General features: G+C 49.1%; 23 protein-coding genes. 12 read left to right on the top strand and 11 right to left on the bottom strand.

Features of this window, described 5'->3' with window-relative positions; all coding sequences use genetic code 11:
* Positions 1-127 precede the first annotated feature (127 nt).
* Both AC58QC_RS26240 and AC58QC_RS26235 read left to right on the top strand, forming a co-directional pair.
* Positions 128-802 carry a response regulator transcription factor gene (locus AC58QC_RS26240; protein ID WP_497418004.1) on the top strand — a complete coding sequence of 225 codons (675 nt, stop codon included), beginning with the start codon at positions 128-130 and terminating at the stop codon, positions 800-802.
* Entirely contained in the window at positions 799-1,941 is a 1,143-nt protein-coding gene (locus tag AC58QC_RS26235; protein WP_497418003.1) for a HAMP domain-containing sensor histidine kinase, read from the top strand. Before AC58QC_RS26240 ends, AC58QC_RS26235 begins: the two co-directional genes overlap by 4 nt.
* 667 nt (positions 1,942-2,608) lie before the next feature.
* Here AC58QC_RS26235 and AC58QC_RS26230 read toward each other — a convergent pair.
* From AC58QC_RS26230 to AC58QC_RS26220, 3 genes are all read right to left on the bottom strand, one after another.
* Positions 2,609-2,992, bottom strand: coding sequence for a DUF2500 domain-containing protein (locus AC58QC_RS26230; RefSeq protein ID WP_497418002.1), 384 nt, complete (start codon positions 2,990-2,992; stop codon positions 2,609-2,611).
* 55 nt (positions 2,993-3,047) lie between these two features.
* Positions 3,048-3,491, bottom strand: a complete 444-nt coding sequence (locus AC58QC_RS26225; protein ID WP_497418001.1) for a GNAT family N-acetyltransferase — start codon at positions 3,489-3,491, stop codon at positions 3,048-3,050.
* A 244-nt stretch (positions 3,492-3,735) separates the two neighbouring features.
* Positions 3,736-4,812 (bottom strand): M42 family metallopeptidase, encoded by a 1,077-nt coding sequence (locus AC58QC_RS26220; protein WP_497418000.1) that lies wholly within the window; start codon positions 4,810-4,812, stop codon positions 3,736-3,738.
* 191 nt (positions 4,813-5,003) lie between these two features.
* On the opposite strand from AC58QC_RS26220, the gene AC58QC_RS26215 reads away from it, so the two are divergent.
* Together AC58QC_RS26215 and AC58QC_RS26210 are read left to right on the top strand one after the other, a co-directional pair.
* Positions 5,004-5,732 carry an MBL fold metallo-hydrolase gene (locus tag AC58QC_RS26215; protein ID WP_497417999.1) on the top strand — a complete coding sequence of 243 codons (729 nt, stop codon included), beginning with the start codon at positions 5,004-5,006 and terminating at the stop codon, positions 5,730-5,732.
* 15 nt (positions 5,733-5,747) lie between these two features.
* The gene (locus AC58QC_RS26210; RefSeq protein WP_497417998.1) at positions 5,748-6,320 is read left to right on the top strand and encodes a TetR/AcrR family transcriptional regulator; all 573 of its coding nucleotides are present in this window, start codon (positions 5,748-5,750) and stop codon (positions 6,318-6,320) included.
* Positions 6,321-6,657: 337 nt separating this feature from the next.
* Here the strand turns inward: AC58QC_RS26210 and AC58QC_RS26205 are convergent, their stop codons facing one another.
* Positions 6,658-7,338 (bottom strand): DNA-3-methyladenine glycosylase family protein, encoded by a 681-nt coding sequence (locus AC58QC_RS26205; RefSeq protein WP_497417997.1) that lies wholly within the window; start codon positions 7,336-7,338, stop codon positions 6,658-6,660.
* 97 nt (positions 7,339-7,435) lie between these two features.
* Between AC58QC_RS26205 and AC58QC_RS26200 the strand changes: the two genes are divergently transcribed.
* The 4 genes from AC58QC_RS26200 to AC58QC_RS26185 all read left to right on the top strand — a co-directional run bounded on the left by AC58QC_RS26200 (position 7,436) and on the right by AC58QC_RS26185 (position 13,570).
* Complete coding sequence (locus AC58QC_RS26200; protein ID WP_497417996.1) at positions 7,436-9,433, top strand: GTP-binding protein; 1,998 nt, start codon at positions 7,436-7,438, stop codon at positions 9,431-9,433.
* Positions 9,434-9,594: 161 nt separating this feature from the next.
* Positions 9,595-10,176: a glycerol-3-phosphate responsive antiterminator gene (locus AC58QC_RS26195; RefSeq protein WP_497418061.1), complete on the top strand. Its 582-nt coding sequence runs from the start codon at positions 9,595-9,597 to the stop codon at positions 10,174-10,176.
* On the top strand, positions 10,173-11,681 hold the full coding sequence (gene glpK, locus AC58QC_RS26190; protein WP_497417995.1) for a glycerol kinase GlpK: 1,509 nt from the start codon (positions 10,173-10,175) through the stop codon (positions 11,679-11,681). Before AC58QC_RS26195 ends, glpK begins: the two co-directional genes overlap by 4 nt.
* A gap of 134 nt (positions 11,682-11,815) precedes the next feature.
* A complete protein-coding gene (locus AC58QC_RS26185) occupies positions 11,816-13,570 on the top strand; it encodes a glycerol-3-phosphate dehydrogenase/oxidase (protein WP_497417994.1) in 1,755 nt (584 codons plus the stop codon).
* A 302-nt stretch (positions 13,571-13,872) separates the two neighbouring features.
* On the opposite strand, the gene dgoD is transcribed toward AC58QC_RS26185, so the two are convergent.
* From dgoD to AC58QC_RS26150, 7 genes are all read right to left on the bottom strand, one after another.
* A complete protein-coding gene (dgoD, locus tag AC58QC_RS26180) occupies positions 13,873-15,021 on the bottom strand; it encodes a galactonate dehydratase (RefSeq protein WP_497417993.1) in 1,149 nt (382 codons plus the stop codon).
* A gap of 24 nt (positions 15,022-15,045) precedes the next feature.
* Positions 15,046-15,693 (bottom strand): bifunctional 4-hydroxy-2-oxoglutarate aldolase/2-dehydro-3-deoxy-phosphogluconate aldolase, encoded by a 648-nt coding sequence (locus tag AC58QC_RS26175; protein WP_497417992.1) that lies wholly within the window; start codon positions 15,691-15,693, stop codon positions 15,046-15,048.
* A gap of 24 nt (positions 15,694-15,717) precedes the next feature.
* On the bottom strand, positions 15,718-17,334 hold the full coding sequence (locus AC58QC_RS26170) for a response regulator transcription factor (protein ID WP_497417991.1): 1,617 nt from the start codon (positions 17,332-17,334) through the stop codon (positions 15,718-15,720).
* Entirely contained in the window at positions 17,331-19,088 is a 1,758-nt protein-coding gene (locus AC58QC_RS26165; protein WP_497417990.1) for a sensor histidine kinase, read from the bottom strand. The genes AC58QC_RS26170 and AC58QC_RS26165 overlap by 4 nt, the downstream gene beginning before the upstream one ends.
* A 108-nt stretch (positions 19,089-19,196) precedes the next feature.
* Positions 19,197-20,012 (bottom strand): carbohydrate ABC transporter permease, encoded by an 816-nt coding sequence (locus AC58QC_RS26160; protein WP_497417989.1) that lies wholly within the window; start codon positions 20,010-20,012, stop codon positions 19,197-19,199.
* Complete coding sequence (locus AC58QC_RS26155) at positions 20,009-20,893, bottom strand: carbohydrate ABC transporter permease (protein WP_497417988.1); 885 nt, start codon at positions 20,891-20,893, stop codon at positions 20,009-20,011. Before AC58QC_RS26155 ends, AC58QC_RS26160 begins: the two co-directional genes overlap by 4 nt.
* 88 nt (positions 20,894-20,981) lie before the next feature.
* Positions 20,982-22,328: an ABC transporter substrate-binding protein gene (locus AC58QC_RS26150; RefSeq protein WP_497417987.1), complete on the bottom strand. Its 1,347-nt coding sequence runs from the start codon at positions 22,326-22,328 to the stop codon at positions 20,982-20,984.
* 331 nt (positions 22,329-22,659) lie between these two features.
* Between AC58QC_RS26150 and AC58QC_RS26145 the strand changes: the two genes are divergently transcribed.
* From AC58QC_RS26145 to AC58QC_RS26130, 4 genes are all read left to right on the top strand, one after another.
* Positions 22,660-23,574: an ornithine carbamoyltransferase gene (locus tag AC58QC_RS26145; protein WP_497417986.1), complete on the top strand. Its 915-nt coding sequence runs from the start codon at positions 22,660-22,662 to the stop codon at positions 23,572-23,574.
* A 24-nt stretch (positions 23,575-23,598) separates the two neighbouring features.
* Positions 23,599-24,228 (top strand): LysE family translocator, encoded by a 630-nt coding sequence (locus AC58QC_RS26140; protein WP_497417985.1) that lies wholly within the window; start codon positions 23,599-23,601, stop codon positions 24,226-24,228.
* Between the two features lie 129 nt (positions 24,229-24,357).
* Positions 24,358-25,011 (top strand): glycosyltransferase, encoded by a 654-nt coding sequence (locus tag AC58QC_RS26135; RefSeq protein WP_497417984.1) that lies wholly within the window; start codon positions 24,358-24,360, stop codon positions 25,009-25,011.
* A gap of 157 nt (positions 25,012-25,168) precedes the next feature.
* Positions 25,169-25,756: a TVP38/TMEM64 family protein gene (locus tag AC58QC_RS26130; RefSeq protein ID WP_497417983.1), complete on the top strand. Its 588-nt coding sequence runs from the start codon at positions 25,169-25,171 to the stop codon at positions 25,754-25,756.
* The last annotated feature ends 355 nt before the right edge of the window (positions 25,757-26,111 follow it).

Genomic DNA, 26,111 nt, shown 5'->3' with positions numbered 1-26,111 from the left:
AAGCACTTTCATTCGCATTGAACTTCCATGGGTTTAAATTCAGTTTATATTGTGCCGTTATGCTAATTTTAATCAACTAGCAAGGATAAGGCAGAAAAGTACTTCAAGAAGTGAGGATGATTGAACCATGGCACCCATTATGATCGTAGATGATGATCCGTATATTCGTGAGCTTGTCCGTGTTTTCATGCTGAACGAGGGCTTCGATGTCGTGGAGGCCGCGGATGGCGTCGAAGCGCTCAAGAAGCTGCAAACCGTCCAAGTCGATATGGTCATCCTCGATGTGATGATGCCGAATATGGATGGCTGGGCGCTGTGCAAGGAGCTCAGAGAGCATTATGATCTGCCGATACTCATGCTGACGGCCAAAGGAGAAACAGCCCAGAAGGTCAAAGGCTTCGAGCTTGGTGCAGACGATTACCTCACGAAGCCCTTCGAGCCACTTGAGCTGACAATGCGTGTAAGAGCGCTGCTCAAGCGCTACAGAATCGCGTCCGCGCAAATCATTCAGGCCGGCGATTTGAGTATGAATCGCAAAACGTATGAAGTCACCGTAGGCGCAGAAAGCATCACGCTGCCGCTCAAGGAGTTCGAGCTGCTCTATAAGCTCGCGAGCTACTCGGGCAAAACCTTTTCGCGCGATCAGCTGATCGAGCAGATCTGGGGGTTTGACTACGAAGGAAACGAACGCACCGTTGATGTGCATATTAATCGGCTGCGTGAGCGATTTCCGGAGGAGCGGCACGCTTTTCGCATCGCTACAATTCGAGGGCTCGGCTATCGTTTGGAGGTGCTGAAGTGACCAATAAGCATAAAGCGGAGAGAAGAGAGCGAAGAGAAAGACAGAAGAAACGGCGATTGAACCACAAGAAGCTGTCCCTGCTCCAGAGATTAGGAGGCTTCTTTTTTGGCTTAGGGATATTTGTTCTTATTATCGCATATTGGCTAGCCACCTTCTATGGCATGGAGCATTTCTACACGTATCTGGGGAAGCGCCCTGCGGAAGTCGTTGTACAGCTGATCAATTGCATCGGTGGCATGTTCCTTTGGGGGATCACAATGGCCATCCTTGGCCAATTTTTGCGTCAGCATCAATTGATTTTCTTTCAAAGCTTGAATCAAGCGATACGCAGCATGTCTAGAGGGGATTTCAATGTGTCGGTGGATAACAACCCACGGAATGGCCCGTTCGTGGAGCTAGCGGAATCCATCAATCAAATGGCGACCGATCTAGGGCAGCTGGAGCGAATGAGACAGGAGTTTATTTCAGACGTCTCCCATGAGATCCAGTCCCCCTTAACGTCCATTAGCGGATTCTCACGCGCACTGCAGAATGATCAGCTGTCTCCCGAAGAGCGTAAGCATTATTTGACCATCATTGAAACCGAAAGTGTGCGCTTATCGAAACTCAGCGAAAGTCTGCTGAAGCTGACCTCATTGGAGTCTCAGCATCACCCTTTTGAACCGAAGAGCTACCGACTGGATAAACAGCTGCGAAATCATATTCTCGCTTGCGAGCCGCAGTGGGTCGAAAAAGCAATTGAAATGGACATCGAGCTAGATGCTGTGACGATTGCCGCGGATGAGGATTTGCTCAGTCAGGTATGGACCAATTTGATCCACAACGCGGTGAAATTTGTGTCTGTTGGCGGGATAATTCGTGTGCGTGTGGCAAGTAACGGAGAAGAAGCGATTGCGCGTATCTCGAATAATGGTGCGAGTATTCCAGAAGAGGATCAGACGCATATTTTTGAGCGGTTCTACAAAGCCGATAAATCTAGAAATCGCACAGCGGGCGGCAATGGGCTTGGCTTGTCGATTGCGAAGAAGATCGTGGAGATGCATCACGGATCCATTACAGTAGAAAGCGCGGTTGATGAGATGACAACCTTCATCGTGCGACTGCCGATTGTACAGAAAACACAGCTGCCAAACAAGTAACACAGCTTGAACGCAAATAGAGACCCCCGCTTATCCATGATAACCGGAGGTCTCTATGAGTCATTTTGCCTATTCAATTGTTCTTCCACACACTCCATTCCCCGAAAAATCGTGCAACTGTTTCTGAATGCAATAAGTCATTCTCAAAGTAAAAGTGTCCTTTCCTCGTAGTTAATCTCCAACTAATCACCTTTACGACAAGCCCCTCACTTCAGTTCCTTTCCTCAAATGATGACCTGCCCGATCTGATTTCCCGCATGCTGGTTGAACGAGTGGGACGTTCCTGCACATGGCTCCTGTCGTTTAGAGCGCAAGTGAGTAGCATGCTTCGCTAACGTGGTCCAATGGACTATCCCCTCTCATAGAAGATAAATAGGCTCTTCGTTGATACTGCACCGTCTGGTGCGGGTTGTCCTCCCTGTCTGCCTTGGATTCATCATAGCCCATTATTAAAATATTGTAAATATTCAGATTATTCAAAAATCATCGGAATTTTGTCGATTTTTTGGTGTTATCTTGTTCATGCTTGCGATTACGTTGTTTTGGAATAAAGCATAGATGAAAGCGCTACCCAGGAGAAGGGGGGAATGAGGTAGGAGATGGAATTGAACGGATGTAGTTTCAGAAGATTGGACTGTAAAGACAGGTCCCTGCGGTAGAAATGCGACTATACAGGGACCTTAATAGCCTGTTTGCGCTCGAATTCTTTGAAGCGAGTACCCTGAAACGTTAAATTTCCCTTGTCACCCTCTACCATATAGCCAAATTGCTGTCGTCCTATCCATAGCTCCATTCTACTCCGGTCCTCGAACTCGAACGTAACATAGTAGGAGGTGTTTGAACCCAAATTACCGGAGCTTCCGGAGAATTGTACTCGTTTGGCTACAACCTTACAGGATCGATCTTGAATGGGCGCTTTGTTGTTAGAGGTCCAGACCGAAAGGGATTGTATAATGATGAAGAGAAAGACGCCAATAACGAGAACTAAGAAGCTCATGAACAGGATAAGAACCAGCGTACTTAAAGCTCCTTCATTAAAGCCAGCCAGCACACGTCAGCACTCCTTCGTATGAGTAATAGAATACGGATTATTCAACTACCTTAGGCTAAAGGAATCGTTTGACGAAGCGGTAGCCAGATTCATGAAAGCCAATGGGGGCTTGGGGGGAGCGGGTTTTGTCTGCGGATTCTACATCTGTTAGCCACGTCATCCCGGAGCAACTATGATCGCTGGTAAGCTGTTCGGCATAGCTTTTTAATTGTTCTAACGGTGCTTGGTTACTGTCTGGATCCTTCTGGAAGGAAATAACCGAAATTTCACTAAAGGTTAGATTCCGTTCTTCGTGGTCTCTGCGAATACGAAAGCTTAACGTGCCAAGAATACGATTCTTTTCCTCGTAGACATAGAGCAATTCGTCTGGATTATTTCGCATGTTATGGAGCCTGTTTTCAATATGTAAAGGGGAAATGATCTTGCCGGTAAGATGAGAAACAAGTGAGCTAATCGCCGATGTATCCTGAGGTGTTGCTTCACGAATGATTGAGGTCATGGGAATCCTTCTTTCTAAGAACAAGTTATATTGTTAATTGTACCATATATTGGAACATTAGTTCTATATTTATGAAAAAAATGTAAGAATTTTATATAATAGGCGACGATAGGTATAATATAGCGTGAAATAAAAAAGTGGCTGTCCAACGAGTAGGTTTTTCTACTTGAGGACAGCCACTTCATTTGTAAATGGAGGCGAAACGGAACGGAGAGCAGCGCCTACCTGCTTAGAGAGACATCACTCATGCTCCAGCATGAATGGTGTTTAAAGTTGTGCGATCGCTGGCTTGTACCAACTTGATCAGCAACTCCTTCGCTGCGGCATAATCATCCACGTGAAGAATCGACGCGGAAGTGTGAATGTAGCGCGCGCATACACCGATCACAGCAGATGGAATCCCTGTGCCTTGCAAGTGCACCTGTCCGGCATCCGTGCCGCCTTGCGAGATGAAGTATTGATACGGGATCTTATGCGTCTCCGCCGTATCCAGAATGAACTCGACCATCCCACGGTGGGTGATCATCGTGGGATCAAAAATCCGCAGCAGCGCTCCGCGCCCCAGCTGCCCGAAAGCTTGGCGGTCGCCGGTCATATCCCCGGCCGCACTAGCATCGAGCGCGTAGAACAGGTCCGGCTGAATCATATTCGCAGCCGTCCTTCCACCGCGCACGCCGACCTCTTCCTGTACGGTGGCACCGGCGTACAGGACGTTCGGGAGCTTCGGCCCGCCGTGAAGCTCCTTCAACAGCTCAATCGCGAGGCCGACGCCGTAGCGATTGTCCCAAGCCTTGGCCATAATCCGCTTCGGATTGGCCATGGGTGTGAACGGGCAGATCGGCACGATCTGCTGCCCGAGCTTGATGCCGATGGCAATGGCATCGGCTTTGTCCTCAGCGCCGATGTCAACGTACATCGTCTTGATGTCCGCGGGCTTGCTGCGCGCAGCCTCGTCCAGCAAGTGCACGGGCACCGAGCCGATCACACCGATGATCGGTCCGTTCGCCGTCATGATCTGCACGCGCTGCGCGGGCAGAACTTGACTGAACCAGCCGCCGAGCGGCTGGAACTTGACCGTGCCGTGCTCGGTAATGCCAGTCACAAGGAAGCCGACCTCGTCGAAGTGGCCCGCCACCATGATGCGTGGTCCTGTTTCATCGCCGCGCACAACCCCGAAGAGGCTGCCAAGCCCGTCCTGCACGAACTCGTCGGTATATTTGGCTAACTCGCCGCGCACAAATGCACGGATCTCTCGCTCGAAGCCAGGAGCGGCTTGCATTTCGGTTAAGGTTTTAAAAAGCGTCATTGTTTCATTATTCATAAGGTGACCTCACTCGCTTTGTATAGGCTGTATGGCAAATATGAGAACTATTTTACCATAGTACAATAAAGAACACTCGGACAATTGCTTAGATTTTAGAAGAAAAGGAAAGAGTGGGAATTAGCCTATTTACAAAACTAATGTCATTAGTTATTATACTAATATAGATAGTAAATAGGAGGCGTTGCAGGATGAAGATAACGCGAAACGGACATTTATATCAATTGGCTTTTATGCCGAGATTTTTCCCGGTGAATTGTTACCTGGTGGAGGAAGAATCCGAATTGACCCTGATTGACGCGGCTTTGCCTTTCAGTGTGAAAGGCATCCTTCAGGCAGCGGAGCAAATAGGTAAGCCGATTACACGGATCGTTCTAACGCATGCACATGGGGATCATATTGGTGCATTGGACGGTTTGAAAAAGGTACTGCCGAAGGCACAGGTCTACATCTCCAGAAGAGATGCGAAGCTGCTGGCAGGCAATGTGGAGCTGGAGGCGGGTGAGCCTCAAACACCGATTAAGGGCGGCATCTCGAAAGGAATTCAGACAAAACCCGATGTGCTGCTGGCAGATGGGGATCGGATCGGTTCGTTGCAAGCCTTCGCTGCGCCAGGCCATACACCAGGCTCAATGGCTTTCCTTGATGTGCGGAGCCGGGCGTTGATCGCTGGGGATGCTTTTCAAGTGCGAGGTGGAGTAGCTGTATCGGGTGTGGTGAAATTCTGGTTCCCGTTCCCGGCGATGGCGACGTGGAGTAAAGAAGCATCCTTGGAAAGTACGCGCAGATTGAGAAAGCTAGAACCTAGCTTACTGGCAGTGGGACACGGACGGATGATTGAGCAGCCAGGTGCGATCATAGATGCAGCGCTCGAAGAAGCAACAGCTAAATTCCAAGGCGGCGCATCAGCGACCATTTAGAAAAGAGGATACAACATGGCTACTCGACAAGGCATAGACGCAGAAATGGTTCTGCAAGCGGCGATTGAAATTGCTGATCAACAAGGGGTTGAGCAGCTTTCACTAGCTGTGTTGGCCGCAAAATTAAGCATCAAAACACCCTCCCTTTACAATCATATCAAGGGCTTGCCCGATCTGAGAAAGCAGCTTTCTAAGCGAGGGCTTATCCTTGTGAAGGAAGCGATGATCGAGGCTGTCATCGGCAAATCCGAGGATGACGCGCTGTTGGCTGCGGGTGTGGCTTATGTGGCTTTTGCCCGGAAGCAGCCAGGCCTGTATGAGGCGATCTCGGCGTTGCCCGATTATGAGGATCCCGAGCTGAAAGAGGTCGGCGCAGGGGTTGTGAGCTTCCTGCTTCGCATCCTTGAGCCTTATAGGCTCAGCGAAGAAGACGCACTGCACGTGGTGCGTGGGTTTCGAAGCATGGTGCATGGCTTCGCCTCGCTCGAGCATCGGAATGGCTTCCGCATGGGGCTGGATCGGGACGAGAGCTTGCGTCGATTGCTGCAGACGTATCTGCGGGGGCTGCGGGCGGATGCGAAGGCATGACAGAAGTAGAGAGCATAAGTGCCTATACGGCAGCTTGTGCTTTTTTTGTGGGAAATGAACTCTTTCGCAGCAAAGGCATACCCATGTTGTAATTATTGCAACATAATGTAGTGAAAACCTCGAAAATGGCTTCTAATGTTGTATTATGTACAACATTAAGAGCCATTCTCGTGCGATTAAGAGGCATTTTGAGCAAAAATGTTGTAGTTTTTGCAACTTTAGGAGTGAAAAGAGTTGAAATGCCCCATCATGTTGTACAAAATGCAACATCGCAGGCGGAGATGAGCTTAGAAAGAAGGGGGAAGTAAATAATCTCCCTCAATAAGCTATATGTTCTCTACACTTGAAACGGTTTCTCACAAGCCTCCACTGGCAGGCCGGAATCAACGAGCCCCGTGTCGATCGCGCGCCATAAATAGAGGGAGCCGAAGCTGCGATAGGGCGCCCAGCCTTCGGCGACGACGGCTAAGTAGTTTTTATCCTTGCGCTCAGGGAGGGCATGCAGCCAGCGGGCGGCGCGCTGCAGACCGGCGTCACCGAGCGATAGAATGTCGGGTCGGCCTAGGGTGAAAATGAGAAACATTTCAGCGGTCCATACGCCGATCCCTTTGACACTAGTCAGCTGCTTCAGAAGTTCTGAGGTATCTACATCCTGCAGCTGATCCAGCATCACTTCGCCATTTAGCACCTTGGTGCTGAGGTCGCGAATGTAGCGGATTTTGGGATAGGAGACACCGCATTGGCGGATGGCTTCTTCATCTGTGGCCAAAACATCCTCTGGCGTAATGGTGGGGATGATATGTTTAACTCTCGTTTTGATGGTTAATGCGGCTTTAGCAGAAAGTTGTTGTGAAATAATCGACATGACGAGAGACTCATAGGGGCGAAAGCTTGGTGTGAGTGTGAGCTCACCGATCAGCTCGATCAGACGAGCCAACTTAGGGTCAGCTTGAGATAAGGCAATGATGGCAGGGTGCTGGTTATCGAGTTTAATGGTATTTGGTACAGGTGGATGCATAGGAGTTCCTCCTCATAAAATCTGGTGAACTTATCCAAATCGGCACTCTTTTAGTATAATAGATGCAAGAATGAAAGCCAAAGGGGCCGGAGCTTGAATGACAGACGAGAAACGCATAGTGTCGAGAAGGAACGTGGGCATTTTCGCGCACGTCGACGCGGGGAAAACGACAACGACAGAGCACCTGCTCTATCTGAGCGGGCGTATTCGTGCACTTGGCAGTGTGGATAGCGGAACAGCGCAGACGGATTCCCTTGAGGTGGAGCGTGAGCGGGGGATTTCGGTTAGGAGTGCAACGACAAGCTTAGTCTGGCAAAATACGTGGATCAATCTTATAGATACGCCAGGACACGTCGATTTTCTCTCGGAGGTGGAGCGCTCGCTGCGTGTGATGGATGGGGCGATTCTCATCATTTCTGCGGTAGAGGGCGTGCAGTCGCAGACAGAAATGATCTGGCATGCGCTGCAATCGCTTCGCATTCCGACCTTGCTTTACATGAATAAATTAGACCGTGTCGGGGCGGACCCCGAACGCGTCCTGCAGGAGATTCATAAACAGCTCACGGGGTTGGCGGTGCCGATCTATGCGCCGCTCGGTCTTGAGGACACGTTTCGCGGGGCGCGGAACGTGCTGGATGACGCGCCGGCAATTGGCGCGCTAAGTGGATTCGACCTCGCATCCGCGGTCGAAAAACTCTCCGAGCTCGATGAGCCGATGCTCACGAGCTACATCGAAGGTGCGCCCATCGCGGCGCACGAAGTGAAAGCCACCCTGCAGCTGTACGCGCGGCAGGGGGAGGCTTTTCCTTTGCTGGTCGGAGCGTCCAGCAAAGGGCTTGGTATCGAGGAGTTGCTAGCAGCGATCCTCGATTACTTGCCTGAGCCGCGCGGCGATGCGGAGCAGCCGCTTTCGGCTGTGGTATTCAAGGTCGAGCGCGACAAGACCATGGGGCGTATGGCGTACGTCCGCCTCTACGAGGGGACGATCCGTAACCGGGACACCGTCGTCAATGCCACGCAGGGCGTGGAGGAGAAGGTGACCCAGATTCGCCGCATCGACGGGCGCAAAGCCGAAGATCTCGGCATTGTCGCGGCAGGCGACATCGCGGCCGTCTGCGGTTTGACGCAGGTGCGGATCGGCGATGTGCTGGGCCGGCCGGACAGCGTGCCGCCTGCGCCGCGCATGGCGGTGCCGCTTTTGACCGTGCAGGTGCACGCCGAGAGCGACGGACAGTATCCGGCGCTCGTCGCCGCCCTGCAGGAGCTCACGGATGAAGATCCGCTGCTCGATCTGCAGTGGCTGCAGGACGAGCGTGAGCTGCACGTCAAGGTCATGGGCGCGATCCAGCTCGAGATTCTGACGAGTCTCTTGTGCTCGCGCTTTGGTCTTCACGTAAGGTTCGATCAACCTTCCGTGATCTACAAAGAAACGCCTTCGCAAGCTGGCGAAGGCTTCATTGCCTATACGATGCCCAAGCCGTGCTGGGCGATCTTACGGTTTCGCATCGAGCCTGGTGCGCCGGGCAGCGGTCTCGTGTATGAGTCACAGGTGCGCGGCGAGCAGCTGCTCGTGCAGTACCAGAATGAGGTGGCGCGCCGCGTGCCGGAGGCGCTGCAGCAGGGGCTGCTCGGTTGGGAGGTCACCGATGTGAAAGTGACTCTTCTAGAGGGTGAGCACCATGTGTGGCACACCCATCCGCTTGATTTTGCCGTCGCGACGCCAATGGGCATTATGCAGGGGCTCGCACAGACGGGCACGACACTGCTGGAGCCGATGCTGCAAGTACGCATCACCGTGCCGGAAGAGTTCGGAGGCAAGGTACTGAGTGATCTTGTGCAGATGCGGGCGAGCTTCGATCCGCCTAGCATAGCAGGTGGACGGTTCGTCTTGGAAGGACGACTTCCTGTGGCGACATCGCTCGAATATCCCGTGAAGCTGAGTGCTATGTCGGGTGGGCGGGGCATGATTACTTCTTCTTTTGCAGGCTATCAGCCGAGCCCTCCTGATGTCCATGCTGAACGTAAGCGGCGCGGCGTTAATCCGCTCGACCAGTCGAAATATATTTTGGCCGTACGAAAGGCCTTATCCACCTAAGCTATAAGGGGCTCCCATTGACAGGGCATCTCATCTTTCAGTAAAATATAAGTAAGTTAATAACATGTGACGGAGAACAGGAGACTCACTCGGATTGCCCATTGAATATCAACGGCAAATCTTGGTGAGTCTTTTTGTTTCAGAAAATCGAGGTGAAGCGCATGTCGCTGCAGGATCAGTGTATTTTACCAGCCATCCGTAAGATGAAGGATTTAGAGAAGCTCATGAAGTCGTCGTACACGTATATCGTGCTGCTCGACAGTCATATTGGCCAGCTGAAAAGTATTGTGGACCTGGGCCGAGCCCATGGGAAGAAGCTGCTGCTGCACGCGGATTTGATCGAGGGACTGAAGAACGACGAGTTCGCGGCTGAATTTCTATGCCAAAGCATTCGCCCTGCGGGGATCATTTCGACGCGTGGCAATGTGATTACAAAAACAAGGCAGAACGGCTTGATCGCGATTCAACGTCTTTTTCTATTGGATAGCTCGGCGCTGGATAAGAGCTACACCCTGCTCGAACGCACACAGCCGGATTACATCGAGGTCATGCCGGGTGTTATTCCGCACATTATCAAGGAAGTGAAGGAGCGCTCGGGTATTCCGATTTTTGCAGGCGGCCTGATTCGTTCCGTCGATGATGTGGAGCAGGCACTTGCGGCAGGTGCGACGGCTGTAACAACCTCGAACCATGAGCTGTGGCAGCATTACGATGGCGTTACAAGGAGGCATAATCAATCATGACAACAATGGGATCCAAGCCCTCATATATACTTTCCCTCGATCAAGGGACGACTAGCTCTAGAGCCATTATATTTGATAAAAAAGGAAGTATTGTGCACACCGCTCAGCAGGAGTTTAAGCAGTATTTTCCGAAGCCAGGCTGGGTGGAGCATGATGCGAACGAAATTTGGCTGTCGATTCAGAGTGTGATCGCGACGCTTCTGTCCGAATCCGGGGTGCAGCCTGTGGAGATTGCTGGAATCGGCATCACGAACCAGCGGGAGACGACGGTTGTGTGGGATAAACATACGGGGATGCCCGTGTACCATGCGATTGTTTGGCAGTCGCGGCAGACCGCAGACATCTGTGAGGAGCTGAAGGCGCAGGGTCTTAACGACCTATTTCGGGAGCGGACGGGACTGCTGATTGATGCGTATTTTTCGGCAACCAAAATCAAATGGATCCTCGACCACGTCGAAGGCGCTAGAGCGAAAGCTACGAGCGGGGAATTGCTTTTCGGCACGATGGACACGTGGATCATTTGGAAGCTGACTGGCGGTAAGGCGCACGTCACTGATTATTCGAACGCCTCGCGTACACTCATTTACAACATTCACGAACTGAAGTGGGATGAGGAGTTGATGGGGCATTTGGACATTCCCGCAGCGATGCTGCCGGAGGTTCGTTCGTCGTCGGAGATGTACGGATATACACAGGAAAGTCTGTTTTTTGGTGCGGCGATTCCGATCGCGGGCGCGGCTGGGGATCAGCAGGCGGCACTGTTCGGTCAAGCCTGCTTTGAAAAAGGGATGGCCAAAAACACCTACGGCACCGGCTGCTTCATGCTGATGAACACAGGGAATCATGCAATTCCGTCGCGTAGCGGCCTTTTGACTACAATCGCTTGGGGATTGAACGGAAAAGTTGAGTATGCGCTGGAGGGCAGTATTTTCGTGGCGGGCTCTGCGATTCAGTGGTTGCGAGATGGGTTGCGCATGATCAAATCCGCTAAGGATTCGGAGGATTATGCTAAAAGAGTCGTGTCCACCGAGGGAGTATACGTGGTACCCGCCTTTGTGGGGCTTGGGACGCCTTATTGGGACAGCGATGTGCGGGGCGCGGTTTTTGGGTTGACTCGGGGGACGTCGAAGGAGCATTTTATCCGGGCAACATTGGAATCCCTCGCGTATCAGACGAAAGACGTGCTGCAGGCGATGGAGGACGATTCGGGCATTGAACTTACGAAGCTGCGAGTCGATGGCGGTGTGGTGAAAAACGACTTCCTTATGCAGTTCCAAAGCGATATGCTGGGTGTCACGGTTGAGCGTCCAGTCATCAATGAAACGACAGCGTTAGGGGCGGCCTATTTGGCTGGTCTCGCGGTTGGCTTCTGGGAGGATCAGGCGGAAATTGCGGCCCAGTGGCAGGTGGATCGGGCTTTTGAGCATGGAATGGCGGCAGAATTTCAAGAAAAGTTGTACAGCGGGTGGAAAAAGGCGGTAAATGCCGCAATTGCTTTTAAATAAATGCATACAGTGCTATACTACACCTAACAAGTTCATATTCGGTTGGAGACTAGGAGAAACCACAGCGGACCTTTACGTGCAAACGTGATAGGGTTGTTGTGGTTTCTCTATTTTCATATAAGGGAGAGATTGGGATGACAACAGGGCAAATGGAAGCTGGACAGCATAAAGGGATAGATCAACATAGAGCGTTCAATGGATTGAAAAGAATAGAGACGCTGGAAGCGATGGCGCAGCAACCTTTCGACGTGATCGTGATCGGTGGCGGAATCACAGGAGCAGGTATTGCGCTGGACGCACAGAGTCGCGGGCTTCGGACGGCGTTGATTGAGATGCAGGATTTTGCTTCGGGAACATCGAGCCGATCGACGAAATTGGTGCATGGTGGCCTGCGGTATCTGAAACAGTTGGATGTGAAGGTTGTAGCTGAGGTAGGCAAAGAACGGGCGATTGTGTATGAAAATGGCCCTCATGTGACGACACCGGAGTGGATGCTGCTGCCTTTCTATAAAGGAGGAACGTTCGGCAAGCTGTCTACTTCGCTCGGATTAAGAGTTTATGATTTCTTGGCGGGGGTCAAGCGCTCAGAGCGACGCAAAATGTTCAGCCCTGACGTGACTTTGCAGCACGAGCCTTTGTTAAAGAAGAAAGATCTCAGAGGCGGCGGCTATTATGTGGAGTACCGCACGGATGATGCGCGGTTAACGATTGAGGTGATGAAAAAAGCGGTGGAGCTCGGCGCCATGGCGGTGAATTATGCCAAGGTGGAGGACTTGATTGTGAAGGATGGGACGTTGGTTGGAGTAAAGGTTGTGGATCAGCTGGCTGGAACGGGTGGAACAGATAGAACAGATGGGCATGATCAAACTGCGTCCTACACACTGTATGCGAGTAAAATCGTGAATGCGGCAGGGCCATGGGTGGACACCCTTCGCGAAATGGATCGCTCGAAGCAAGGTAAAACCTTGCATTTGACCAAAGGAGTGCATTTGGTTTTTGATCAGAGCCGGTTCCCGCTGGGGCAGGCGATCTATTTCGATACGCCGGATGGGCGGATGGTGTTTGCGATCCCGCGCGACGGCAAAACCTATGTCGGCACGACCGACACGAACTACAAAGGGGATATCGCCAATCCCCGTATTACTGTAGCCGATCGCGCGTATGTGTTGCACGCTGCGAACGAGATGTTTCCGTCCCTCGGGTTGACCGAGGCCGACGTCGAGTCGAGCTGGACCGGGCTGCGCCCGCTGATCCATCAGGAGGGCAAAGACCCTTCCGAGATTTCGCGGCGCGACGAAATCTTCATCTCCGGCTCCGGCCTCATTTCGATGGCCGGGGGCAAGCTGACCGGCTACCGCAAAATGGCGGAGTCGGTCGTGAACCAGATCGCCGCCATGCTGGTGGCGGAGGGCAAGGTCTCGGCGACTTTGCCGCCGAGCCGCACGAAGACGCTGCCGATATCCGGCGGCGATGTGGGCGGCTCCGCGCAGCTGGCGCCGTTCTTGCGCAGCAAGGTCAGCCAAGGCCTGCGGCTGGGGCTGACCGAGCCTGAGGCGATGCTGCTCGCGCAGCGATACGGGTCCAACGTGGACATCGTATTCGCGCTGCTGGAGCAGATCAGGGGTGAAGCGGAGCGGCGGGGTATGCCCGCCGCGGTGCTCGCTGCGCTCGTGTACGCGATCGAGCGCGAGATGGTCGTGAAGCCGGCGGACTTCTTCATCCGCCGGACGGGCGCCCTCTTCTTCGATATCGCGTGGGCAAGGCAGTGGAAGGCTGCAGCGACGGCCTTCCTGGCAGAGCGCTTCGGCTGGAGCGAAGCGCAGACAGCGGCTTACACCGCCGAGTTGGAGCAACTGCTCCATGAGGCGGTTCATCCGCTAGAGGCTTAAGTCGGGCATTTTAGATGATAGACCTTAGTTCATCAAGCAGATAAGACAACTGAAGTTGCTTATTTGCTTAATTACCAGCTGTAATGAATGCTTAAGCAAGCTAGGCGTGCTTATTAATGGAAAATCCGCTCTGAATGTAACCAAGTTCATCTAATAAGCACACGCGGTGGTCTTATCTGACGAAATGTCTCCCTCGTTGAATAGATAAGCAAGCTAAGCTTGCTTATTCTTATTTGCATCATCGTTGAACAAACAATACCGCACCCTCCTTAGAGGATGCGGTATTATTTCATTCAATCATCCTACCACTCCGCCACCGTTCCATCCTCTTGACGCCAAATCGGATTCTTCCAATTGTGCCCGATGGCGGCCATTTCACGGACCTTCTCTTCGTTGATTTCGATCCCTAGGCCAGGAGCAGTCAAATTCTTCACGAAGCCTTCCTCATATTGGAACACAGTCGGATCTTTCAAATAATCCAGCAGATCGCTGCCTTGATTATAGTGGATGCCCAAGCTTTGCTCCTGTATGAACGCATTTGGCGAGCAGATATCGAGCTGCAGACAGGAAGCTAATGCAATGGGACCAAGCGGACAATGCGGTGCAATGGCAATGTCATAGGCTTCGGCCATTGCGGCAATTTTTCGAGTTTCCAATATCCCGCCAGCATGCGAAAGATCCGGTTGAATGATGTCCACGATGCCTTGGGCCAATAATTCTTTGAAGCCCCAACGTGTATACATGCGCTCTCCCGTGGCGATGGGGCATGACGTATAGCGAGCGATTTCCTTCAGTGCTTCATTGTTTTCAGGCAGAACGGGCTCTTCAATGAACATCGGGCGATAAGGCTCGAGCTCCTTCACGATGATTTTGGCCATCGATTTATGTACACGACCGTGGAAGTCGATGCCGATTCCGATGTCTTTGCCAACGGCTTCGCGGACGGCCGCAATGCGGGCAATGGCTTCATCCACTTTGCTAAACGAATCAATGTAATGCATTTCTTCTGTAGCGTTCATTTTCACCGCGGTGAAGCCGGCCTGAACCTGCACTCTGGCAGACTCACCTACATCACTGGGGCGGTCTCCGCCAATCCATGAATAAACACGCGTGCGGTCGCGACAAGCTCCCCCTAATAAATCGTAAACGGGGGCGTTGTAGAACTTGCCCTTAATGTCCCAGAGTGCTTGTTCGATTCCAGAAATGGCACTGGTTAAAATAGGTCCTCCACGATAAAATCCGCCGCGATACAGCACCTGAAACATGTCCTCGATTCGCATTGGATCTTTCCCAATGATATGCTCGCTCATTTCCATCACAGCTGCTGCTACCGTATCCGCTTTTCCCTCTACGACAGGCTCTCCCCACCCTGTGATGCCTTCATCCGTTTCGACCTTCAAAAACAACCATCTTGGCGGCACTTTAAATAGTTCTAATTTTGTGATTTTCACGGTATACTTCCTCTCCCTGTACCCTTAGAATGTTTGACAGTTCGCAGCATGTACGGCCGCCATGAGCTGCTTGGCGTAGTTGGTAATCGCACTGTAATTACCTTGTTGAATTTCGTTAAGCGCTACCAAACTTCCTCCTATACCTACCGAGGAGGCGCCGGCTTTCAGATAAGTAGCTGCATTTTCTTTGGTTATTCCTCCGACTGCGAGGATATTCAGTTCATTTAGAGGACCTCTGAGCTCTTTCAAATACGAAGGCCCTAAGCTGGAGCATGGAAAAAGCTTAACGATCGGAGCGCCGTAATTCATGGCCTGTACGATCTCCGTTGGTGTCAGTGCACCGGGCATCGGAGTTACCTGATGCGCTAATGCCGTCTCGATCATTCCTTGATCCACATTCGGGGAAATAAGGAACTCTGCGCCTGCCTGTATGGCTTCTACCGCTTTACTCGCATTAAGGACTGTCCCTGCTCCAATCATCATGCGGCCATTATACTTTTCACGCATGTGATCAATAATTTGAAGCGCATTCGGCGTATTCAAAGTCACTTCTGCAAGCTGAATGCCGCCTGCAGCAAGTGCCTCGAATAGAGGGGGAGCCTGCGTGAATTCAATTCCCCGAATGATGGCAATCACTTTGGACTTTTTTAACGTGTTTAAGACGTCAGACATAGCACTGCTCATCCTCCCTTCTGGTTATGAATATTGATCGCGATACTCTTGAGGGGTCATCCCATAATGCTTTTTGAAGGCATGATTAAAGGAATGCGGACGTTGATATCCGAGCTGTGTGGCAATTTCGTAAATTTTAGCATGACCGTTTTTCAACAGATAGGAAGCTTTATCCATACGAGCCCGATTGATGTAGTCGCTTAGATTCTCGCCGGTTTCCAATTTATAAATTTTAGACACATAAACAGGGTGCAGATACACATGATCTGCAATCGATTGTAAAGAGACATCTCTGGATAGATGCTGATCAATAAAAGAGCGGATGTCATTAATTAGAGTGGCCCGGCTATCTTTTCTCTCTTGATCCATATCCTCCATCATCCGATGTAAGGAGCGAATGGACCATTCACGTAATTGGTTAACGCTGCGGAAAGGAATGCCTTCCGTCATTTTCTCGTAGTCCCCGCCAATGAGTTGGTGCAAAGGTCGGCCATTTTTATGAGCAATATAAGCAAAAGCGGAGGCGACCGAGAAGTAAACCTCCAGTAGATGCTCCTGGGACTCCGAGAACTTCGCTTCCATTTCATCGAAAATCAATGAAAGCTTCTCTTCGGTATCTTCCCAACGGGCTGCCTCCAAGAGATGATTGAGAGTAGGGGGTTCATACAGTTTCTGCAAAGCGGAAAGCTCCGTTTGGACGGATTCTTCGCCGAGCACCATTAATAATTCATGTTCACTCCCAATCCGCTTACGAAAGGCACTTAGAGAAGAGTTATACAAGGTGGTGATATCACCTGGGAACGCCCCCCAACTGCTGAGCAGAATGGAAATTTTGCCTTTCAAATAATTGTTCACAGCGGATTGGAGGACAGCTGCGGTTCGTTCAAGCCAAGCTGGGTCTTCCTTTTCAGAAGTTACCGGCTTCCGTTTCATGATGAAAACCAAATAATCATGTGCATCTTTTGTAGACCAACTATCAAATTTCTCAGCGAATAATTCCTCAACTATATTACTGATGGCATATTCCATTAAGGATAGACGCCCCATATCGTATTCCAGGAAATCAGATTCAAGTCGAATCATCATACATACACAAGCCTGTTCATGAAAATCAGGGAGTTCAAGCATATGCATTTTCTCTCGGAGCGATTGCTCAGATAGGTTGCGTCCTTGTAGGAGGTCGTTCAGCAAGTTCCCTCGTAATAGAGGCAGGTTTTCTTTGAGCGTGTAGGTAAGCCGCTGGGTGGAAAAGACTTCTTCCCATTCCTTCTGAAGCTTGTCCATGACCCGCCCGACCGTAGCTAACAAATCCTTCTCTGTAACGGGCTTTAACAAATAATCCTCCGTACCCTGAAGGATGGCTTCTTTGGCATAGTTGAAATCAGAGTAACCCGATAAGAGAATGGACTTGGTTTTCTGCCATCTGGCATTGATTTCAGCAATCAGCTCCAGGCCGGTTATCCCCGGCATCTGAATGTCGGTAATGACGATATCAATAGAAAATTGTTCAAGCAGCTCCAACGCTTCTTTACCCGAATAAGCCTTGAAAATTTGTTCAATACCCAGGGAAGCCCAGTCAATCGTGGCGTGCAGCCGATCTACGACATGCGCTTCATCATCAACAATGAGAAGTTGAATCATGATGTTCTCCCCTGTGCAGCTGGAAAGATTTCCTGCTGCTTTTCACGTTTCCAAGTCAACACAGCCTTCATGCCCCCATCTTTACCTAATTGAAAAGTCAGACCTGAACCTTCTCCAAATTGATAAAATAGCCGATGATGAATATTCCATGTGCCACAGCCAACTTCTTCGGTCATCGGTTGTTCCAGTTGTTTGGATAGCGCAGTTAATCTTTCTTGGGTAAGAGCACTGCCGTTATCCTCGACGATCAAACGGTTCCAGTCCACGTCTTGCTCGCCCCTGATGGTAATACGGTCGCTTTCCACACTGCGTTCAATGCCATGAATAATGGCGTTCTCCACTAAAGGTTGAAGAATTAGCCTGGGAACCCATTCGTGTACCATGTCATCCGGTATAGAGATGTCATACGCCAGTCGATGAATACGAAGCTGCTGGATGTTTAAATAATGGATAACCAAATTCACTTCTTCCTTAAGCCGAACGACTTGTTTCTCGACTCTTGTTGTATAACGATAGAACTCGGCCAAATTATGTGCCATGGCCACTACGGACTCTTTATCCTCCATCTCGGCCGAATTGATAATGAAGAATAACGAATTGTATAGAAAATGCGGATGGATTTGCGACTGCAACTGTTTCAAAGTAGCCTCGCGCGAGCGTATTTTCTCTACATAAACATCTTCAACCAGAACTTGAATTTGCGTCGCCATTTCGTTAAATCGCTGAATGAGGAAATCGAATTCATTCTTGGCCTTGTAGTCGATTCGCGCCGATAAATCGCCTCGTTTTACCTTCTGCACACTTTGTATCATCTTGCCGATAGGTATTTGTACATTTCGATACAAGATAAAAGAAGCTAACACACTCATCATGAGCAAAAGACCAATCGATATGTAAAATAGTTTGCGGGTCATAGTAATGGGAGATAGAATTTTTTGAACGGGCACATAGTCTACCAAATACCAATCCAATTGCGTTGATTTCACATAACTGACCAAGTACTGCTGTTTATCGATCTCAATCTGCTTCTGACCGGAGGGCGGCAAAGTATATCCAGTTAATTGCTCTCTGATAGAGGCCGTAATAGACGAATCTGAAGAGCTGTTGAGAATCGAGGCTTGCCTACCATCTATCAAAAAAGGATCGCTTCGTTTATCTTTCTTATAAACATCCAGCAGCTGAATCATATTCTGTACACTAAATCTCACTTGATAAAGCACATTCGTTTGATCCACAACTTGTGCACGGATGGGCTCGCTAATTTCCCTGATGAATGATCCGACACCTTTGTCACCTTCACGTTCTTCATATGTCCAAGTTCTCTGAATCGGTCTATGCCAAGGCCATGCGTCGGTACCATTTACGAAGATGCTGGAGGATAGCACTTGCTTTCCTTTGGGAATTGCAATCGTGAGTTCATTCACCCAACCGCTGGAGACACTTTGCAAGCTAAGCTTTTGGATGATGCGCGATTGTTCCTTCAACATGTCGTAATCCGGCGAATTGTTCTTATCGATGTACTCTCGCACATAGGGATCACTTCCCAGAATCACGGGAGACATCGCTAATCGCTCCACATCTGCATCCAGCTGGTGCATAAAAAAAGACAGTTGGTTCAAATTGGACGATTGAATCTGATCCTGAACGACGTTGTTTGTAATTCGATTCGTGTAACTGTAGAGCAGGACAATGGGAATCAGAAGTAAGACTAACAGAATTAAGACTTTGCTGAAAATATTCAATTTATAGGGCATACGAACTCACCTTCCACGTATCTGCTAAGCTAACCAACTTCAAATTTAATATACGAGAGATGTCGTCTAAATAAAAGGCGGCATCTCTCGTAATCGTAACTCTTGTGGTTAACCTTTAACAGCACCGGCGGAAAGTCCGCTTACTACGTAACGCTGAGAAACTAGAGCGATAATGAGAACCGGAAGTGTAATGATGCAGGCGGCTGCCATTAAGGCCCCCCAGTTAATTTCGGAGTAGGACATAAAGTTAAAAACAGCAATCGGGAGCGTCTTTGTTTTGTCACCGGCCAGAATCACCGAGAACATGAAGTTGTTCCACGAGAAGATAAAGGAGAGAAGCGATGCCGTAATAACGCCTGGTCCGGAAATGGGCAAAATAATTCGCAAGAACACTTGGTGGTGTGTACAGCCGTCAATGAGACCGGACTCTTCGATTTCCGTAGGCAGAGCTTCGAAAAAAGAGATCATGATCCAGATAATAAAAGGCAGTCCGACTAGCATATGGCTTAAAATAAGTGCTGTATATGTGTCCACCAAACCGATTTTGGAGAACAAGATGAACCAAGGAATCAAGAAAGTAATTCCCGGGATAATTCTCGCGACTAAGATGAGAAGTCCCAGCTTCTGAAGGTGATGACGAGCAATTGCATATGCCGCAGGGAGTCCTAGAATCAGTGACAATAGTGTTGAACCAAAAGCAACAAGGAAGCTATTCCAAATGAATTTAATGAAATCATATTCTTTAAACACGCTGACATAGTTATGAAAAGTCGGTTTGAAGATAAACATTTGGCCCGATGACAAGATCTGTGATTGTGTCTTAAACGAAGCGAGCAGCATCCAAACGAATGGAAAAGCAAAAACAATGAGGACAAGGAAGGTAAGCAGTGTCTGTGCAATTCGTGGACCTTTCTTTTTCTTCATGACGTGGCTCCCTCCATTCGTTTGCGCATCCAAATCATAAATAATGTTAATCCCATAACAAGTGCGAAGAAAATGACAAGCAGTGACGAAGCCATTCCAAGCTTAAAGTATTGGAAGCCAAGTACATATCCGTATAGATTCAAAGTCTCAGAAGCGAAGTTCGGTCCGCCTTGCGTCGTCGCATAGATGATATCGAACGTTTTCAAGACATCAATCAATCGCAGCATAGCAGCCACAATAATGGTCGGTCTTAACAGTGGAAGGGTAATCGAAACAAACTTTCTCCACGTACTTGCGCCGTCAACATCCGCAGCTTCATATGGATCCGTTGGGAGTGTGGCTAACCCCGCCATAATAATGAGCGCAATCATAGGTGTCCATTCCCAGACATCAACGATAACTAGCGAAGGGATGACCTGATTAGGTGAAGCTAACCAGAGGAGTGGCTGTAAACCAAACGTTTTAAGCAGCATGTTGGCTACCCCAATTGTAGGTTCATAGATCAGCATCCAAACCAAGCCCATGGCTACCGGTGTCGCTACCATTGGCAACAGAAAGATTGTTTTCACGAAATTTTTCCCGCGGAATTCTCTGGAAAGCAGTAACGCGATAGCGATGCCAAGAATCACTTCAAGGGTAAGCGCAGCGAATGTGAAATAAAACGTAGAGCCTGCTGCATGCCAGAAGCGTTCATCTTTGAATAATGCTATATAATTCGACAAACCTACCCAGAGAGGTGGTGTTGTTGCAGACATACTCCACTCATAGAAGCTGATCCGAACGGTATAGATGATCGGAAACAGCATCATAAGCAAGACGAAGATGACCGCGGGGAGTGTATAAATCCATTTTAAGTTGCGGTTAAACCAACTGTATTGCACGCTGCATTCACCTTCCTGATGTCGTTATTTTCTGTATGAAAGATGAAAAGGGTCATCAGATGACCCTTTTCACCCATCGAACACGTATTTATCTTGTTTTATCTTTATCCATAATCGTTTGGAGTGCTTGGTTGGCTTTGTCAGCCACAGGTTGAAGATTCGTTTCACCTGTCATAACCTTCTGAACAATTTCACCAACGGCATCACGAGCTTCACCTACACTAATTACGGTTGGACGGTCGTGGTCAACGCCTGTTTTGGCACTTTCCTTGATGACCGGAATGAGCTCAGCCGGGAAGCCAGTTGTGCCTTCCGGTTTATCCCATACCGAAACGCGGGCACCAGGGTTACCTTTTTGCTGTGTTTTCAACACAACATCTTTACTTGATGCCCATTGAATGAACGCCCAAGTCGCCTCTTTATTGGCTGATTTGGCATTCATCGCAAGCCCCCAAGATGTAATACTGTACGGCTTAGAACCTGCTTTACCTCCAGGGAATACAGCAAACCCAACTTGATCGGAGATTTTAGACTTCGCCGGATCCGTTGCGTTCTGGTAAAGTGAGTTCGCATCTGTTAAGAAAGCGACTTTACCTTGAGCGAAGATACCGAATGCTTGCGGCCATGACATATTGAGCACGCCTGGAGGCGCATAATCTTTCAACAGTGTGCCGTAAGTCGTGAAGGCTTTGAGCGCTTCCGGCGTGTTGATGCTTGCTTTTTCGCCAGTTGTGAAATCTGCACCTTCGGAGTATAGGAAAGATGAAACTTGTGTAACAAGTGGGGAGCGTTGACCCCTGGCTACGAATCCGTACATCTCATTTTTCGGATCGTGCAGCTTTTTAACCGCCGCGCTAAGCTCCTCTAACGTTTTAGGAACAGCAATACCCGCCTTTTGCAGCAAGTCTTTCCGGTAGTACAAAATTTCTTGTTCCGTAATAATCGGGATACCAGCTAATTTGGCATCAACAGTTGTTGAACCGATGGAGGATTTTGAGAAATCATTAAAGTCGTAGTCTTTTGCTTTTTGAGCGTATTCGTCAAGAGGTTGAAGCCAACCATTTTTGTAGAAAAGCTTGCCTTCTTGAAGAGGGCGATACATAAAGACATCAGGTGTTGCAGATCCGGATGTGAATTGTACGGTTAGCTTCTGTGTGAGTTGATCCTCGAAGAAGCTTTCAACATTCACCTTAATGCCAGTTTCTTTCTCGAAGTCAGGAAGCAAGGGTTTGATAGCTTCTGCCCAAGGATGGTTGGCTGTTACTAAGGAAATCGTTTTCCCTGCGAATGGCTTCGCATTGGCCGTTGCAGCAGCGCTTGGCGCTGTTGTTGCTTGCTCTGTCTTATTGGATGTACTGCCGCATCCTGCAACCACCGTTGCAGCCATGACGACTGTCGTACTGACACCAATCCATTGTTTGAATGATTTTTTCATGTAATATGTGACCTCCCAAGTACTTTGAAGTGGTTGTGTTTACATCTCTAAGAGTACCTGATTCCGCATAAGGCTTGATATAACTAAGATTCAATATGGATAACTACGACTGAAGGAAATGGGAGCGCTGTAAGTAGTGTTACCATTTTGTTAGATACGTACAATAAGCAGCCTTCCTGTTCTCGTTCGTGATGGACAGCGCTCAGGCAGGAACACTTGGGTGCAAAAAGAACCAAAGATTATAACCCCAACTATTGACAGCCCGCGCTACTCCGCCTACAATGTATAAAAATACAAATAAGTGAATAAATATACGAAAGTGGTGACAAAGTTGCAACACATTCTGTCCTTGCAAGAACTCGACAAAGAGAGCTTGTTCTCCATCATTCTCAAAGGCATAGAGATCAAAAACAATCCTGAGGCCTTCTACCATCACTGTGAACGCAAAGGGCTGCTCATGCTTTTCCAAAAATCATCGACCCGAACGGCGCTTTCCTTTCATTCAGGTATTCATCAATTAGGTGGTTATGCGGTGAATATGGATTGGGATGCCAGCAATTTTAGTATCTCTCCAATTAAATACGAAGCCCGTTATGCATCAAGGAACTGCGATGTGATCATGGCTAGGCTCAAAAAGCACTCAGATTTACTTGAACTAGCTGCATACTCTGGGGTGCCTGTGATTAATGGATGCTGTGACAGGTACCACCCATGCCAAGCGCTCGCAGATTTAATGACGATATATGAAATTAAAGGGACTTTTGAAGGCGTAACTTTAGCCTATGTTGGCATTCATAATAACGTTGTCAATTCCTTAGTTGCAGGTTGTATGACTTTGGGAATTAAACTGCTGTTAGTCACGCCCATTGTCAATGAGGCTTCGTGGGACGAAGAACTGATGCAGCGGGCCTATCAAAGTGGATACGTTGAAGAAGTTGAAGTTTTGTCTACAGCGATGAAAAAGGCAGATTTTATCTACACAGATACGTGGGTTGACATGGAATTTTTCTCCGATGTACATTACCAAGAAGAGAAAGCTAGACGAATTGACATTATGATGCCATTTCAGATCAATAGGCGGAGCCTCGGGAAGTATTCCCCCTATATCATGCATGATATGCCCATTCATCCAGGCTTTGAAATCGCAGAAGATGTCATTGAATCGGAGAATGCTATCATTTATCAGCAAGCAGAGAATCGGATGCATGTTCAAAAAAGTCTGCTTTTACACCTACTGAATCTATAACACACCGAAGGGGGCAATCAAGAGATGACATTCACGACGCTGCTAGCCTTCGCCTTAGTCTCGCTAGGCATGGTGTGCACGCCCGGACCTAACATGATCTACTTAATCTCACGCTCGGTCACGCAGGGGAGGATGGCTGGAGTTATCTCCCTGCTGGGCATAATGCTAGCATTTCTGGTCTACATCGTGACCACGATGTTAGGCCTTTCGGCGCTGTTTTTGGCGGCCCCGTATGTTTTCAACGCTGTAAAGCTAGCAGGTGCTGCTTATTTACTCTGGCTGGCTTGGCAGGCTGTGAAGCCTGGGGCCAGATCTGTGCTGACCGCTCGGGAGCTATCCATTGACCCGCCTAAGAAGCTATTCCTGATGGGATTCATGACCAACCTGTTGAATCCCAAAGCTGCGGTCCTGTATGTGTCGCTCTTACCTCAGTTCGAGGACCCTGCACGGGGCTCCTTATTGCTGCAAAGCGCAACGCTCGGACTTACACAAATCACGGTGAGCTTTACCGTAAATCTCTTGATCGTGCTAACCGCAAGCCACATCGCCGCATGGTTCGGCACGCGTCCGAAATGGCTGCAGATCCAGCGGTGGCTGATGGGAAGCGTGTTGACCGGGTTGGCTGTGCGTCTCGCTTTCGAGCGGAGGCAATAGAAACGATAGAGACCCGCAGCAGATTGCTGTGGGTCTTTTTGCTTACAGGAGAAAGCTAAGGCATAAAATTGCGACTTTTGCTCAAAATAAACCATGTTCGAGAATTGCTGACAGAGGAGAAGATACATTTTGAAACGAAAAATCCTATTATCAATGCTACTGTTAACCATGGTTCTCACCTTCACTTTAATGCCAATTGGCGCACATGCCGCTGGGAAAGAGCCTGGTTCTGCGCTGTGCATGAACGCTGCAAAAGTGAAGCTTAAGCAAGACATGAGGAGACTTTGGGTTGATCATGTGGGCTGGACGAGAAGCTACATTGTAAGTGCAATTGCAGGGCTGGAAGATCAGAAGGATGTTTTGGCTAGGCTGCTGAAGAATCAGCAGGACATTGGCGATGCGGTGAAGCCGGTCTATGGAGATGCGGCTGGGAATAAGTTGGCAGAACTGTTAAGGGAGCACATCCAATTAGCTGGTGGTGTAATAGACGCGGCTAAAGCTGGCAATCAAGCTGATCTAGCCAAATTTAACAAAGAGTGGTACCGAAATGCGGATGATATCGCCAAATTTCTAAGCGCCGCGAACCCGAACTGGTCAGAGAAAGAACAGCGGGACATGCTCTATGCGCATTTGCAGTTCATTACCGATCAAGTCACTGCGAGGCTGAAAAAGGATTGGAAAGCCGATATTCTTGCCTTCGATAAGGGTGAGGATCATATGATGATGTATGCTGATATGTTGTCGGATGGGATTATCAAGCAGTTCCCCGATAAGTTCAAATAAGTTCGAAAAAGTTTTAATAAGCTCGAAAGCCAAGCTGATACTGGATGCATCCGGTGTCAGCTTGTTTACCGTGCGCGGGCCCAGGCCATCGTGCTATAATCGTGCCATATGAACGAGAGGAGAGAAAGGCCGAATTCAGTAGGCTTTTCACACGTATATGGATATCAAAGAGCTCTTATCTTATTTAACTGAAGAGAATCTGATGCTGCTTCTGGACAAGTACCGTTCATTCGGACCATTGCCGGGGCTGCTGCTTCCTTTTATGAAATCATTTATTCCACCGCTCCCAACGCTGGTGATCATTAGTGTGAATGCGGCTGTCTATGGTTTGTGGCTCGGCTTTCTCTACTCCTGGATCGGTATCGTGTGCGGTTGCTTGGTGACGTTTGCGATTGTTAAAAAAGTAGCCGGACACCCCTATCTCGTGCGCTGGTCGCAGAAACCGAAAGTCCAAAAAAGCCTCAACTGGGCGCGGCGCCAAGCTTTTAATTACGTCTTTATCCTTAGCTTATTTCCACTGGGACCCTTCGTGGTGATTAATATGGCGGCGGGGCTGGTGCGGATGCGTTTTCGCTCGTTCCTCGTGGCGGTTACTGCGGGGAAAGCCGTGATGGTGATGACCGTTAGCTTTATTGGCTATGATTTGAAGCGGTTCTTGAATAATCCGTATGAGCTTATTTATGTGGCCTTATTTATTGGTATTTCACTGGTTATTAGCAAAAAAGTAGAGAAGCGGTTTATGTGAAGTTACAAGATGACCCCGCCTCGTAGCAATGGATAACGGTTCCCAACACGTGGGTGCGCATGGAGTTGTCGATGGAAGGGGAAGGGCACGGAATGAGGGGGAAATGGCAGTGGAATCGAAATAACTGGATTTTATGTAGTTAAATTAGCCGCCAACTCAACTTTTGGGCGATTAAACGGAAAAAGTACAGCTACTTCCGTCCATTAGGCTCGGAAGTAGGGAGTTTGGTGAAAATAGATGGAGTTTTGCACTTAGAATTAAAAGTGGACGTCTCTTAGTGTAGAAGTAATAATAATCTTAACTATTATCTAAGAGGTGTCTGTCCATGAGCGAATCAAGACAACGATATAATGAA

Source organism: Paenibacillus sp. J22P51 (assembly GCF_059692215.1).
Note: the sequence above shows the minus strand (reverse complement) of the source record. Positions and strands in the feature narration are given on the sequence as shown.

Excerpts from the sequence above, each read along its gene's own strand:
- AC58QC_RS26195 (WP_497418061.1), top strand. The coding sequence starts at position 9,595 with ATGTCGCTGCAGGATCAGTGTATTTTACCAGCCATCCGTAAGATGAAG.
- AC58QC_RS26160 (WP_497417989.1), bottom strand. The coding sequence starts at position 20,012 with ATGAAGAAAAAGAAAGGTCCACGAATTGCACAGACACTGCTTACCTTC.
- AC58QC_RS26225 (WP_497418001.1), bottom strand. The coding sequence starts at position 3,491 with ATGACCTCAATCATTCGTGAAGCAACACCTCAGGATACATCGGCGATT.
- AC58QC_RS26240 (WP_497418004.1), top strand. The coding sequence starts at position 128 with ATGGCACCCATTATGATCGTAGATGATGATCCGTATATTCGTGAGCTT.
- AC58QC_RS26210 (WP_497417998.1), top strand. The coding sequence starts at position 5,748 with ATGGCTACTCGACAAGGCATAGACGCAGAAATGGTTCTGCAAGCGGCG.
- glpK (WP_497417995.1), top strand. The coding sequence starts at position 10,173 with ATGACAACAATGGGATCCAAGCCCTCATATATACTTTCCCTCGATCAA.
- AC58QC_RS26170 (WP_497417991.1), bottom strand. The coding sequence starts at position 17,334 with ATGATTCAACTTCTCATTGTTGATGATGAAGCGCATGTCGTAGATCGG.
- AC58QC_RS26205 (WP_497417997.1), bottom strand. The coding sequence starts at position 7,338 with ATGCATCCACCTGTACCAAATACCATTAAACTCGATAACCAGCACCCT.
- AC58QC_RS26130 (WP_497417983.1), top strand. The coding sequence starts at position 25,169 with ATGGATATCAAAGAGCTCTTATCTTATTTAACTGAAGAGAATCTGATG.
- AC58QC_RS26220 (WP_497418000.1), bottom strand. The coding sequence starts at position 4,812 with ATGAATAATGAAACAATGACGCTTTTTAAAACCTTAACCGAAATGCAA.
- AC58QC_RS26140 (WP_497417985.1), top strand. The coding sequence starts at position 23,599 with ATGACATTCACGACGCTGCTAGCCTTCGCCTTAGTCTCGCTAGGCATG.
- AC58QC_RS26165 (WP_497417990.1), bottom strand. The coding sequence starts at position 19,088 with ATGCCCTATAAATTGAATATTTTCAGCAAAGTCTTAATTCTGTTAGTC.
- AC58QC_RS26185 (WP_497417994.1), top strand. The coding sequence starts at position 11,816 with ATGACAACAGGGCAAATGGAAGCTGGACAGCATAAAGGGATAGATCAA.
- AC58QC_RS26200 (WP_497417996.1), top strand. The coding sequence starts at position 7,436 with ATGACAGACGAGAAACGCATAGTGTCGAGAAGGAACGTGGGCATTTTC.
- AC58QC_RS26150 (WP_497417987.1), bottom strand. The coding sequence starts at position 22,328 with ATGAAAAAATCATTCAAACAATGGATTGGTGTCAGTACGACAGTCGTC.
- AC58QC_RS26215 (WP_497417999.1), top strand. The coding sequence starts at position 5,004 with ATGAAGATAACGCGAAACGGACATTTATATCAATTGGCTTTTATGCCG.
- AC58QC_RS26175 (WP_497417992.1), bottom strand. The coding sequence starts at position 15,693 with ATGTCTGACGTCTTAAACACGTTAAAAAAGTCCAAAGTGATTGCCATC.